The organism is Vibrio metschnikovii CIP 69.14 (assembly GCF_000176155.1).
Taxonomy (GTDB): domain Bacteria; phylum Pseudomonadota; class Gammaproteobacteria; order Enterobacterales; family Vibrionaceae; genus Vibrio; species Vibrio metschnikovii.
In genome coordinates, this window is record NZ_ACZO01000008.1 from 17,908 (window position 1) to 30,679 (window position 12,772).

12 protein-coding genes are annotated in these 12,772 nt (G+C 46.1%); 11 read left to right on the forward strand and 1 reads right to left on the reverse strand.

What is annotated here, in order from left to right:
- The first annotated feature begins 97 nt into the window (after positions 1 to 97).
- The 10 genes from aroQ to VIB_RS15595 all read left to right on the forward strand — a co-directional run bounded on the left by aroQ (position 98) and on the right by VIB_RS15595 (position 9,683).
- Positions 98 to 547, forward strand: a complete 450-nt coding sequence (gene aroQ / locus VIB_RS15550) for a type II 3-dehydroquinate dehydratase (protein ID WP_004397326.1) — start codon at positions 98 to 100, stop codon at positions 545 to 547.
- A 62-nt stretch (positions 548 to 609) separates the two neighbouring features.
- Positions 610 to 1,065, forward strand: coding sequence for an acetyl-CoA carboxylase biotin carboxyl carrier protein (gene accB, locus VIB_RS15555; protein WP_004397328.1), 456 nt, complete (start codon positions 610 to 612; stop codon positions 1,063 to 1,065).
- Positions 1,066 to 1,080: 15 nt separating this feature from the next.
- Complete coding sequence (gene accC, locus VIB_RS15560) at positions 1,081 to 2,424, forward strand: acetyl-CoA carboxylase biotin carboxylase subunit (protein WP_040905716.1); 1,344 nt, start codon at positions 1,081 to 1,083, stop codon at positions 2,422 to 2,424.
- A 193-nt stretch (positions 2,425 to 2,617) separates the two neighbouring features.
- Positions 2,618 to 3,505 (forward strand): 50S ribosomal protein L11 methyltransferase, encoded by an 888-nt coding sequence (gene prmA, locus VIB_RS15565; RefSeq protein ID WP_004397330.1) that lies wholly within the window; start codon positions 2,618 to 2,620, stop codon positions 3,503 to 3,505.
- A 139-nt stretch (positions 3,506 to 3,644) separates the two neighbouring features.
- Entirely contained in the window at positions 3,645 to 4,613 is a 969-nt protein-coding gene (dusB, locus tag VIB_RS15570) for a tRNA dihydrouridine synthase DusB (RefSeq protein WP_040905646.1), read from the forward strand.
- A 23-nt stretch (positions 4,614 to 4,636) separates the two neighbouring features.
- Entirely contained in the window at positions 4,637 to 4,933 is a 297-nt protein-coding gene (fis, locus tag VIB_RS15575; RefSeq protein WP_004397332.1) for a DNA-binding transcriptional regulator Fis, read from the forward strand.
- Between the two features lie 179 nt (positions 4,934 to 5,112).
- Positions 5,113 to 6,084 carry a LysR substrate-binding domain-containing protein gene (locus VIB_RS15580; RefSeq protein ID WP_004397333.1) on the forward strand — a complete coding sequence of 324 codons (972 nt, stop codon included), beginning with the start codon at positions 5,113 to 5,115 and terminating at the stop codon, positions 6,082 to 6,084.
- 305 nt (positions 6,085 to 6,389) lie between these two features.
- A complete protein-coding gene (locus tag VIB_RS15585) occupies positions 6,390 to 8,435 on the forward strand; it encodes a TonB-dependent receptor (protein ID WP_004397334.1) in 2,046 nt (681 codons plus the stop codon).
- Between the two features lie 169 nt (positions 8,436 to 8,604).
- Complete coding sequence (locus VIB_RS15590; protein WP_040905649.1) at positions 8,605 to 8,907, forward strand: PTS fructose transporter subunit IIB; 303 nt, start codon at positions 8,605 to 8,607, stop codon at positions 8,905 to 8,907.
- Positions 8,892 to 9,683: a PTS sugar transporter subunit IIA gene (locus tag VIB_RS15595; protein WP_147280975.1), complete on the forward strand. Its 792-nt coding sequence runs from the start codon at positions 8,892 to 8,894 to the stop codon at positions 9,681 to 9,683. The genes VIB_RS15590 and VIB_RS15595 overlap by 16 nt, the downstream gene beginning before the upstream one ends.
- Here the strand turns inward: VIB_RS15595 and VIB_RS15600 are convergent.
- Complete coding sequence (locus tag VIB_RS15600) at positions 9,677 to 10,525, reverse strand: helix-turn-helix transcriptional regulator (RefSeq protein ID WP_004397337.1); 849 nt, start codon at positions 10,523 to 10,525, stop codon at positions 9,677 to 9,679. The genes VIB_RS15595 and VIB_RS15600 overlap by 7 nt on opposite strands.
- Before the next feature lie 287 nt (positions 10,526 to 10,812).
- Between VIB_RS15600 and VIB_RS15605 the strand changes: the two genes are divergently transcribed.
- Positions 10,813 to 12,711 carry a PTS fructose transporter subunit IIABC gene (locus VIB_RS15605; RefSeq protein ID WP_004397338.1) on the forward strand — a complete coding sequence of 633 codons (1,899 nt, stop codon included), beginning with the start codon at positions 10,813 to 10,815 and terminating at the stop codon, positions 12,709 to 12,711.
- Positions 12,712 to 12,772: the final 61 nt, after the last annotated feature.

Genomic DNA, 12,772 nt, shown 5'->3' on the forward strand with positions numbered 1-12,772 from the left:
ATAAAAACAGCGAACTTTTGACAAAAAAAGTAGGTCGAAAGTGCCATAATATGAAATTATCAGGTTACATCTCACGATAGAGGACGATAGCTACATAATGACCGCGAAATTACGCATTCTTGTCCTTAATGGTCCAAACTTAAACCTGCTGGGTTTACGTGAACCGGAACATTACGGCGCACAAACACTCAACCAGATCATCGATAAGTTGCGCCAACAAGCGGCACAAGCCGATGTAGCGTTAGATCACCTGCAATCGAACCGTGAGTATGAATTGATTGAAGCGATTCACCAAGCGCACAATAAGGTGGATTTCATCATTATCAATCCAGCCGCTTTTACCCATACCAGTGTGGCACTCCGTGATGCCTTACTGGGTGTTGCTATACCATTTATCGAAGTGCATCTCTCTAACGTGCATGCACGCGAACCGTTTCGTCATCATTCCTATTTGTCTGATAAGGCACAAGGTGTGATCTGTGGTCTAGGTGCACAAGGCTATGAATTTGCTCTGTCGGCAGCGATTCACGCACTGCAAACAAAGTAACGCACAACATTCTACAGTCCTAATAGGGCTGTCTTACTCACAAGATAAAAGAGAAAGAACCAATGGATATTCGCAAAATAAAGAAATTGATTGAATTAGTGGAAGAGTCTGGCATTTCTGAGTTAGAAATCTCTGAAGGCGAAGAGTCGGTACGCATCAGCCGTCACAGCCCAGCCCCAACCACTCAAGTTCATTATGCTGCAGCACCGGCTGCTCCTGTCGCAGCACCAGTAGCGGCTCCCGTTGCAACGGCTGAAGCGGCTCCTGTCGCCAAAGCACCAACGGGTCATCAAGTATTGTCACCAATGGTTGGTACCTTCTACCGCTCACCAAGCCCAGAGTCAAAAAGCTTTATTGAAGTCGGCCAAAGTGTTTCCGCGGGTGATACCTTGTGTATCGTTGAAGCGATGAAAATGATGAACCAAATCGAAGCAGATAAATCTGGCGTCGTTACCGCAATTCTTGTCGAAGATGGTCAACCCGTTGAATTTGATCAACCTCTTGTCGTCATCGAATAATCGAGGCCAATGGTTATGCTAGATAAATTAGTTATCGCGAACCGAGGCGAAATTGCGCTTCGTATTCTTCGCGCTTGTAAAGAATTAGGGATTAAAACGGTCGCGGTTCACTCCACCGCAGACCGTGACCTAAAACACGTTCTCCTTGCGGATGAAACGGTCTGTATCGGCCCAGCAAAAGGCATCGATAGCTACCTCAATATCCCACGCATTATTTCTGCCGCAGAAGTGACGGGGGCGGTTGCCATTCATCCCGGTTACGGATTTCTGTCTGAAAACGCCGACTTTGCTGAGCAAGTCGAGCGCAGTGGTTTTATCTTTGTCGGCCCAAGAGCAGAAACCATCCGTTTAATGGGTGATAAAGTATCAGCCATTAACGCCATGAAAAAAGCAGGGGTACCTTGTGTCCCAGGATCGGATGGTCCTCTCGATGGTGACGAAGCAAAAAATAAAGCCCACGCGAAACGCATCGGCTATCCCGTGATCATCAAAGCCTCTGGCGGCGGCGGCGGTCGAGGCATGCGCGTGGTACGCTCAGAAGCCGAGTTGATCACCGCGATCAACATGACTCGTGCAGAAGCCAAAGGTGCCTTTAATAATGACATGGTTTATATGGAGAAATTCCTCGAAAACCCACGTCATATTGAGGTTCAAGTACTGGCCGATGGTCAAGGTAATGCGATTCATCTTGGTGAACGCGATTGCTCAATGCAACGTCGTCACCAAAAAGTGGTCGAAGAAGCGCCAGCACCGGGCATCAATGAAGAAGTACGTAAATACATTGGTGAACGCTGTACGCGTGCTTGTATTGAAATTGGCTATCGCGGCGCTGGTACTTTTGAATTTCTGTATGAAAACGGCGAGTTCTACTTCATTGAAATGAACACCCGAATTCAGGTTGAACATCCCGTAACCGAAATGATCACTGGGGTTGATTTGATCAAAGAGCAATTACGTATTGCCGCTGGCCAACCACTCTCCTTTACGCAAGACGATATTAAGATCCGCGGCCATGCCGTCGAATGTCGTATTAACGCTGAAGATCCGGAGCGATTCTTGCCTTCTCCGGGCACGATCACTCGTTTCCATTCTCCAGGTGGCATGGGCGTTCGTTGGGAATCGCACATTTACGCAGGTTATACCGTACCGCCTTACTACGATTCGATGGTCGGCAAACTGATCACCTATGGTGAAAACCGTAATGTCGCGCTAGCCCGCATGCGTAATGCGCTCGATGAAATGATTATTGAAGGGATTAAAACCAATATTCCTTTGCAAGAAATCATTATGAATGACGAAAACTTCCAAAATGGTGGCACCAACATCCACTATCTTGAGAAGAAACTCGGTATGAAATAATAGCCTCGCGCCTCAATTGCTATCATGCCCACTTCGGTGGGCATTTTTTTTTGCAGGCTACCACCCTCTTATCTCCCCTCGTAGGATGCTCATCAGTCCCGTCCTTTCCGTCGAGATAACTTCAGGTAGGAAGCGAACCGACAAACCTGCTAAACTCTGCGCCAATAACCGCGAATAAAAGAGAGCCCATGCCATGCCTTGGATTCAAATCAAACTGAATGCCACTAATGAAAATGCTGAAGCGATCAGCGATATGTTAATGGAAGAGACCGGTGCTTTATCGGTGACCTTACTCGATGCAAAAGATACCCCTGTCTTTGAACCGCTACCGGGTGAGACTCGTTTGTGGGGCGATACTGACCTATTAGCCTTGTATGACGCCGAAGTCGATACCCCAAGTATCCTTGCTCAAATCCGTGACAGCCAACTACTTGCCGACGACTTCTCGTACAAAATCGAGCAAATAGAAGACAAAGATTGGGAGCGGGAATGGATGGATAACTTCCATCCGATGAAGTTTGGTGAACGGTTATGGATCTGCCCAAGCTGGCGCGACATCCCCGATCCTAACGCCGTCAATGTCCTACTTGACCCAGGCTTGGCGTTTGGTACCGGTACACACCCAACAACCGCACTGTGTTTACAATGGCTTGATTCACTCGATCTGAGTGGCAAAACCGTGATCGACTTTGGCTGTGGCTCCGGCATTCTTGCGATTGCTGCGATTAAACTCGGTGCCGCGAAAGTGATCGGTATTGATATCGATCCGCAAGCACTGCAAGCATCCAGAGACAACGCCGAGCGCAATGGCGTCGCCGATAAAATTGAGGTTTACCTACCGCAAAATCAACCAGAGAATTTAGTCGCTGATGTCCTAGTTGCCAATATTTTAGCGGGCCCATTACGTGAGCTTTCTGCGGTAATTAAAAGCTTAATTAAACCAGGTGGTCTGTTGGCAATGTCTGGCGTGCTGAATACGCAAGCCGAAGACGTGGCGACCTATTATCGTGATCAATTAGACATAGACCCAATTATTGAGCAAGAAGAGTGGTGTCGGATTACTGGTCGCAAGCAAGATTAATGAAGAGTTTATCAGTTAATTGATTGAAATATGGACAATTTACAAAAACAATTGTCCAATGCTCAAATATTAGTCTTTTCACACCGTGAAAAAATGCGTAAAATGCGCGCCCTTACTGGTATGAAGCTGTGAAGACGTTTTGAAAATCGGAAATCATCAACTTAACAATAACCTCATCGTGGCTCCGATGGCTGGAGTCACCGATAGGCCGTTTCGTGAGTTGTGTCTCCGTTATGGTGCAGGAATGGCCGTCAGTGAAATGATGTCCTCCAATCCCGCACTATGGAAAACCGATAAATCGAAAAACCGCATGGTGCATCAAGGCGAATCGGGCATTCGCTCAGTACAAATTGCAGGTAGCGATCCACAGCAGATGGCAGAAGCCGCTCAGTTCAGTGTTGAAAACGGTGCGCAAATCATCGATATCAATATGGGCTGTCCGGCAAAAAAAGTGAATAAAAAGCTCGCGGGTTCTGCATTACTCCGTTATCCGGATGTGATTGAACACATTCTTAAAGCGGTCGTCGATGCAGTCAAGGTTCCTGTCACCCTCAAAACCCGAACGGGCTGGGACACAGACAATAAAAACTGTGTTTATATCGCTCAATTAGCCGAAAACTGCGGCATACAGGCGTTTGCGCTTCATGGGCGAACTCGTACCTGTATGTACAAAGGAGAGGCAGAATACGACAGCATTAAAGCCGTTAAACAGGCGATCAGCATTCCTGTCATCGCGAACGGAGACATTGATTCTCCGCAAAAAGCGAAACAGGTGTTGGATTATACCGGTGCTGACGCTTTAATGATTGGTCGGCCTGCCCAAGGTCGTCCATGGATTTTTCAGGAAATCCAACACTATTTGGAAAGCGGTACCACCATGCCTGAACTTCCGGCTCAGGAAGTAAAAGACATTTTGCTTGGTCATGTGCACGCTCTCCATCAGTTTTATGGTGAGTATTTAGGGCCTAGAATTGTGCGTAAGCACGTAGGCTGGTACCTAAAAGAACATGAACAAGCCAGTGAGTTTCGCCGTATCTTCAATGCGCTTGAAGCAGCTCCGCTGCAGATAGAAGCACTTGAAGGTTATTTTGATAACGTTGCATCATAATTAAGAGAAGAGCTAGACCGAATATGTTCGAACAAAATCTGACTTCAGAAGCTTTAACCGTAACTACCGTAACTTCACAAGATCAAATCACGCAAAAACCATTGCGCGACTCCGTTAAAGCGTCTCTTAAAAACTATCTTGCCCAGTTAAATGGTCAGGAAGTGACTGAACTCTACGAATTAGTTCTAGCCGAAGTTGAACAGCCACTATTAGACATCATCATGCAATACACTCGCGGTAACCAAACTCGCGCAGCAACCATGATGGGTATCAACCGCGGCACTCTTCGTAAGAAACTGAAAAAATACGGCATGAATTAATTTCAGCATCAGGCTACAAAATTCATCAAGGCTTACCACGGTAAGCCTTTTTTATTGATTCTTCACTTGCTCTGATAAGATAAATATTGTTATAACAATCCCTTATCTATATAACTGAAAAGCATGCCACTAGCTGGCATGTCCGATGATACAGCCGAGTCAACCTCAGGAGATCACCCATGAAATTACAGCAACTGCGCTACATCCGAGAGATACAGCGCAATGGCTATAATATCTCGTTAACCTCAGAAAAACTGTTTACCTCACAGCCGGGGATCAGTAAACAGGTGGCATTACTAGAGGGAGAACTCGGCGTACAAATTTTTGAGCGGCAAGGTAAGCATCTATCAGGCGCAACCGAAATTGGCCAACAAATCATTCAAGAAGCGAGCAAAATGCTCGAAATTGAAGAGAAAATCAAAGCTATCTCTGCTAGCGTTACCGCGCCCGACCGCGGAAGAATGAACATTCATACCACCAACGCTATCGCGAAATTTTTACTGCCCGAAACTGTGCGCTACTTTATGAATAAATATCCTAAAGTCTCGCTGCACATGGGCACCATCGAACCTGATAGCCGTGGTAATACCCTACCAACAGGCCCGTATGACTTCTCTGTCGTTGCCCAAGAAATTGACGAACAAGCCGATTTAACCGTGCTACCCGCCTATAAATGGTCACTGAGCTTAATTTTGCCACTCAACCACCCTCTAGCGAACGTTGAAAACATTACTCTTGAGCAACTGGCTCAAGAAAAATTAATCAGCTACGAATTAAAATCAACCGGCCGTATGGCCATCGATGACGCATTTGCCAAGCGCGGACTGACTCCGACGTACATCGTTACCGCTATGGATGCTGAGGTGATCAAAGAGTACGTTAGACTGGGCGTGGGAGTGGGACTTATCGCCTCTGTTGCCACCCACACGATGAGTGATAGTATTGTCGTTCGCTCTCTCGAAGGCTTAGTACCAGACTGCTATGCTTGGTTGTGCTATAGCAAAAACCTGTTTTTACAGCAATACATGTATGATTTTATTGCTAAATTCGCCCCTCATTTGACTCGAACAATGATCGAGCAAACCGCACACCTTTCCAAAGCTGAGCTGACTAAATGGTTTGAAGATATGAATCTGATGACCTACCGCTAATGTTTATCTGAATAACACCGTTCGGTGGTATCGGCGCAAGATGCCACCGGATGTCGATATCATTGCCGCTTGATCATCACTCCCTCCTTGTCATTCATACATCGCTCGTATCAATTGAGTCGCAAAGATAAATTAACACTTGAAATGTGAATAATAACAATTATTATTCACATCCTTGTTATTAACCCGTTGATCATTACTCTTACACTACGTCGATAACTCATGATGCTAATGGTTAGCGAGTCACCCTCACTAGTCGTCAATGAAGTGGGTAAGAGATAAACAACTTTTTAGTCAGTACTTATATGCATTTTTTCTCTCATCCTCTTCGCCCAAGCTTGCTGTGCCTTGCTATCGTCTCGACGTTCACGCAAGCGGACACTCAACCTGAAACCATAACGATTACCAGTCAAAGTAGTCAACATCCCATAGTATCAACGGCGACGCGTACAGAAACCCCCGCTAAGTTGATACCACAGACCATCAATAGTGTATCTGCCGAGCAACTCACCGCCTTTGCACCCGCCTCGTTAAGTACCGCACTGGTTGGTACTCCTGGTATTGATGCGGTCAACGATACTCGTTTTGATAGCGTAATGATTCGCGGCTTTGGCGCCAGTAACGATTTTTATCTCGATGGTTTTCGTGATGATATGCAATACACCCGAGATTTAGGCAATATTGAAAGTGTGGAAATTCTTAAAGGGCCAGCCGCGGTACTCTATGGTCGAGGCAGTAGTGGCGGCATCATTAATCGGGTCAGTAAAACACCACAAAAAGGCCAAAAGTCCAGTATCCATGCTCGGATCGGTAGCCATGATTATCAACGTTTAGCCGTCGATTTAAACGGTGAGTGGCATGATGACGTACAAGTGCGTTTAAACATGGCGCAAGAAGATAACAACAGCTTTCGTGATGGCGTCAACAGCAAACGCACGCTATTTGCTCCTTCGTTGGCTTGGACCATCAACGACGATCTTAACTGGTTAATCCAATATGAGCGCAACGCTCATGACCGAACGCCAGATCGCGGCATTCCTAGTGTTAATGGTCGCCCAGCAGAGGTCGCTAACAGTGCCGTATACAGTGATACCTCACGTGACTTTATTAACGACGTTAGTGAAGCGACTCGTTCACGTTTAACCTGGCAGATCAACGATAGTTGGCAACTGCGCCAGCAACTCAGTTACATTAAGCTCGATAGTGAATTTGATAACACCTATGTCGTGCAAGTCAAAGGCGATCAAGTGGTGAGAAACCGCTGGCAACAATTTCTCAAGGCGAACACCTTAACCAACCAACTCGAGATGGAAGGCCAATTTACGACAGGGCCAATCCGTCACCGTCTATTAACGGGTATTGAGCACAGTTGGCAAGAACGCACACCGACACTCTATCGTAATAAGCAATCCATTCCCGCTGGCGATCTCTACCAACCGGATCAATTGCCCACTTACCAAGGAGAGATGGCCTTATCGAGTGATGCTAAGCACAAGGTTCGTACCAGTGGCGTGTATGTGCAAGATCAGCTCAGTATCAATGACTGGCACCTATTAATGGGCCTGCGCTACGATGAGTTTTACGTCAATACTCAGCGTATTGACACCAACAAACAAGAGACCCAAACCTCTTATACACTCAGCCCTCGCTTGGGTTTGGTATGGAATCCCGTCGCCGATCACGCCCTGTACGTCTCTTACAGTAAAACCTTCTCACCGGTTGGCGGCGGATTGATTGGTATTACTCCGGGTAACCCAGCCAATGAACTCGATCCAGAGAACAGTCGCTTGTATGAAACGGGAGTAAAAAGTGATTGGCTCAATGGCCGAATCGCCACCACGTTATCGGTATATCGTTTAGAAATGTACAATCGGCGCATGAAAGATCCACTCGATCCTGAAGTGACCATCCTCACCGGTTTACAACGCACTGATGGCGTCGAGTTAGACATCAAAGCTTATCTTAACGACCAATGGTCACTGCGCGGCGGGATCGGTTGGCAAGATGCCAAAATCATCAAATCAGAGGCCAATACCCAAGGTAATCGCCCAAGTGCCGTATCCAAACTTAATGGTCAGCTTTTCCTTGCTTACCAACATGGACAAGGTTGGTTTGGTGAAACGGGCATAACGGCAGTAGGCGATCGTTTTGCCGATAGCAATAACACCACCACGCTGCCCGGTTACGCCCGCCTTGATGCACGCATTGGTTATCAATGGCAAGATTGGAAAACTCAGTTGAGTGTCGAAAACCTATTGGATAAGGACTACTACGTCAGTGCCACCGGAGCAACGCAAATTATGCCCGGCGCGCCACGAGAGTTTTACTTAAGTGCTCAATACACTTTTTAATCACCCGAAATAACGCACTAACTCCGCCCCTATTGCACGGCTAATTATGCAATGGGGGCAACCCAACAAGCCTACGACCACACCATAAAACGGATATGGATAAAGCTGGGGAAGAGCGCAGAAAGCGTTTATGATAAACTCTCCAACCATCACTATTGAGGTAAAGAGAGTGAAGATTATCGCGGTAACCGCATGCCCCACAGGAATAGCTCACACTTACATGGCAGCTGAAGCACTGCATAAAGAAGCCACGAAACGCAACATCACCATCAAAATCGAAACCCAAGGTGCAATGGGCATTGAAAACCCCCTCACCCTTCATGACATCATGCATGCCGATCGTCGACTGATCGTCTCTGATATTGATATTGACGAAAAAGAACGTTTCAAAGGCTGTGAAACCCTGACATTTTCAATTGAAGAAGTGCTGACCAATGTGCAACTTGTTATCGATCAGTGTCTAAAGTCTTAATGATGGTCAGTCGGATTAGTTTCATCCTTGAGGGAAATGGCTTTACGGCTTGGCAGCTCCATCAAATCAAGCAATTAACAAGTTACTTTCGCTCAATATTTGTTTTATACAATATCACTCGCGATCAACAAGCAACGCTGAGTGATACTCTTCATGTATTAAGTATTGGCAGTTGTCGACATGATGTTTGCCAAATTGCGATTGAAGGGTTAGATGCCGAACTGGCTTGTTTAGTTCTCACGGAATATCTCCGCCAACACGCAACGTTATTTGCTAGCTCACATACCAAAAACGCATCGGCAGAAGCCATCTTGGCTAACCATCCGGCCTTTAGCTTACCCTTTACCATACAATGGCACAGCTTATTAAAGGCTGAATTCGCCAATCAAAAAGACTGCTTACACTATATTGCCCAGCAAGCCAATTCTGCCGATGAGCCAGCGCTAATCCGTCAGCTACTTGCCAGAGAAGCAATTGCCGCCACGACACTACCGCCCAGTATTGCGCTACCTCACGTCATTAGCGAACACATATCAACACCTTGCCTTTGTGTACTCACGTTAGCTCAAGCGATTAATTGGGGTAGCACACAGGCAGAGACCCGATTCATTATTGGTTTAATTTTACCGAAGCGGAATCCCATCAAAAAAGAAGAAATCATGGCCGCCACTCGATTAACACGCTGGCTGATTGAGAGTCACCACCAGCAATTGCTTTTTCAGCAACCCAACGAAGCCCATTTAAAAGGTCTTTTATTACATATCATGGCTCATTGAATACGCGCCCGATATTGAGAGGGTGTCATCCCTGTACGCTCTTTAAAGACCCGGAAAAAATAGTTCACATCTTGAAAGCCACACCGAGTGGCAACTTCATTAAGCCGGAAATGATATTTTTTAAGCATAAATTTCGCGCGCTCCATACGTACCCAAGTCAAATAATCCACTAACGTCATATGACCTTGCTGTCGAAAAAGGCGCGATAAATGGTTGGGGGAAATATTAAACCGCAGGGCAATACTATCGCGCGTTATCGTGCGGTGAAAATTCTCTTGGATATAGATGCAGATACCCTGATAAAGATCTTCTCCACGCTTTTTCGGCGCACTTTGTGAAGGCTCAAGAATCCGTAACGTATAGGCAAGCAGAGCACATAACAAATGTTCATCCATCGGCGATTTTTTAGGTTCTCTTGCGATGGCATTTAAGCTTTCTAAAATATTGTCCATCGCATAGCCAGTCCGAGTTTTGATACTGAATTTTTGGACATCGTAAAATCCGCTCTCTCCTTGACGTTTAGCAACAAAGCTAAAGCCTAATTGTCGTCGACCAAATAATAGACTTAACACTGAGCACTCTTCTTGCCAATCGGGTTTATTCCAACAATTGGGCGGAATATAAAGTGCCTCTCCTGTAAAAATATCCACAGAGTCAATACCGTGTACGTCGTCTTCGATCTGATTACGATAACACCCTTTCAGCACGAGCTCTAAGCGAGGGAAATTGACCTGATAGCTAAACGCAGGCGGCGTGTGATGATCGCCAGCAAACCAAATTCTCTGGCCATGCTCCCTCTCCGCTAAAATGGCTTCAATAATGTGACTGAATACCTGACTCATAGGCTACTCGAATAATGAAACAATAATCCTATTGTTTAGTTTGTTCGCTTCGTTGAACGTAGTAAAGATTTTTAAAAATTGAGTAAGAAAACAAATTAAATAACTGTTTTAAAATGAATTTATCTTAATAAATAGTAATCACACCAACACCAATAAATATCGATTTAGATCACACTTAACCGATAAGGTTACAATAATCCAGTAAATGTATTTTTAGGAGACTATGGCTAACGGCTATCTGGGTGCAGAATGTGGATAATAAAACAACACTTAAGTAAGGGAACACCATGATCACTGAACTGATTAATCAACAGTTGATTAAGCTCGACCTTTCTGCCACCGATAAAAATGGCGTGCTAGAAGAGCTGGTCGAGATACTGGCGTCACAAGGACGCCTATCTGATAAACAGCAATTTCTAGCTGATATCCATGCCCGAGAAGCACTCGGTAATACAGGATTTGAAGAAGGCGTGGCTATCCCACACGCGAAAAGTGCAGCAGTAATCCATCCTGCATTAGTGATCGGGGTTAGTCGTCAAGGGATCGATTATGGCGCAGAAGATGGCCTGCCCTCACAATTGTTTTTTATGATTGCCTCCCCTGATGGCGGTGATAATCACCATATTGAGGTGCTCGCTGAACTGTCCTCAAAACTGATTGAAGAGGGATTTATTGAGCGCTTTCTCGATGCTAAAACCGAGCAACAAGCCCTTGAACTGCTACTCGCCAAATCTCAACCTACCACCAGCATAACCGCCGATAAAGGCTTTCTGATTGGAGTCACTGGCTGCCCAGCCGGCGTTGCTCATACCTATTTGGCGGCCGAAGCGTTGGAAAAAGGTGCAGCCGAATTAGGCTATACAATTAAAGTTGAAACCAACGGTTCGATAGGGGTTAAAAATAGCCCATCAGCAGAGGAGATCGCTCGCGCAGAGGCGATCATTGTCGCTTGCGATAAGCAGGTCGATCTTTTGCGTTTTGCTGGTAAAAAACTGATTGAAACCGGTGTAAAAGAGCCGATTCGTAATAGCAAAGCCTTGATTGAGCGAGCCTTAGAAGCCCCTGATTATCAAGCGGATACTCGCAGTAATCCTTCTCAAGACAATAAGAGTAAAGCATCGCAAGCACGCTCCGATCTGTATCGTTATTTAATGAATGGGGTATCACACATGATTCCCTTTGTCGTCACGGGCGGTCTATTGATCGCATTATCGTTAGCGATTGGTGGCCAACCTACCGAAGCTGGCATGGCTATTCCTGCCGATAGCATGTGGAATAAGGTGCTGGATGTCGGCGTTGTCGCCTTCACTTTAATGATCCCTATTTTAGCGGGTTATATCGCCTATGCGATTGCCGATCGCCCTGCGTTAACGCCCGGTTTGATTGGTGGCTGGATCGCCAATAATGGTTCTTTTTATGGCGCAGAAGCGGGTACTGGCTTTATTGGAGCGATTATTGCGGGCTTATTAGTTGGTTACTTTGTGAAATGGCTCACCAGCATTCACTACCATAAGTTTATTCAACCTTTAGTACCCATCATGATCGCCCCCATCGTCGGTTCCTTATTCATTTCGGGTCTATTTATTTTTATCATTGGTGCCCCTATCGCCAGTTTGATGGACAGCTTAACGGCGCTTTTAACCTCCATGAGTACAGGTAACGTCGTATTATTGGGTATTGTTCTTGGCGGCATGGCAGGTTTTGATATGGGTGGGCCTTTTAATAAAGTGGCTTTCCTCTTCTCCGTGGGAATGATCGCCAGTGGTCAAACGCAATTTATGGGCGCAATGGCTTGTGCGATTCCGGTTGCACCACTGGGTATGGGCCTTGCAACCGTATTAGGACGTAAATTGAATCTATTTGAAGCGTCTGAAATTGAAGCCGGAAAAGCGGCAGGCGCAATGGGTTTGGTTGGCATCTCTGAAGGGGCGATTCCTTTTGCTGCGCAAGATCCGATGTCGGTGATCCCAGCCAATGTGATCGGTTCTATGGTTGCTGCCGTGATGGCCTTTTCTTTTGGCATCACCAATAGCGTTGCACATGGTGGCCCCGTTGTTGCGCTACTCGGCGCCATGAATAAGCCACTACTCGCGATCATTTGCATGCTAGCTGGTACACTGGTCACCGCGATTGTCTGCCTTAGCCTGAAAAAAATGCGTCATTCTCAACGCTTAGCAACGGCCTAACGCTTTTGAATACAGCACCAGCATAGCCACTGATCAATGATAGAATGTGGTTATACCCAAA

What these genes read in the sequence shown, in the direction of transcription:
- VIB_RS15605 (WP_004397338.1), top strand. Translation starts at nt 10,813, where the DNA reads ATGATCACTGAACTGATTAATCAACAGTTGATTAAGCTCGACCTTTCT.
- aroQ (WP_004397326.1), top strand. Translation starts at nt 98, where the DNA reads ATGACCGCGAAATTACGCATTCTTGTCCTTAATGGTCCAAACTTAAAC.
- VIB_RS15600 (WP_004397337.1), bottom strand. Translation starts at nt 10,525, where the DNA reads ATGAGTCAGGTATTCAGTCACATTATTGAAGCCATTTTAGCGGAGAGG.
- VIB_RS15580 (WP_004397333.1), top strand. Translation starts at nt 5,113, where the DNA reads ATGAAATTACAGCAACTGCGCTACATCCGAGAGATACAGCGCAATGGC.
- prmA (WP_004397330.1), top strand. Translation starts at nt 2,618, where the DNA reads ATGCCTTGGATTCAAATCAAACTGAATGCCACTAATGAAAATGCTGAA.
- VIB_RS15585 (WP_004397334.1), top strand. Translation starts at nt 6,390, where the DNA reads ATGCATTTTTTCTCTCATCCTCTTCGCCCAAGCTTGCTGTGCCTTGCT.
- accB (WP_004397328.1), top strand. Translation starts at nt 610, where the DNA reads ATGGATATTCGCAAAATAAAGAAATTGATTGAATTAGTGGAAGAGTCT.
- fis (WP_004397332.1), top strand. Translation starts at nt 4,637, where the DNA reads ATGTTCGAACAAAATCTGACTTCAGAAGCTTTAACCGTAACTACCGTA.
- accC (WP_040905716.1), top strand. Translation starts at nt 1,081, where the DNA reads ATGCTAGATAAATTAGTTATCGCGAACCGAGGCGAAATTGCGCTTCGT.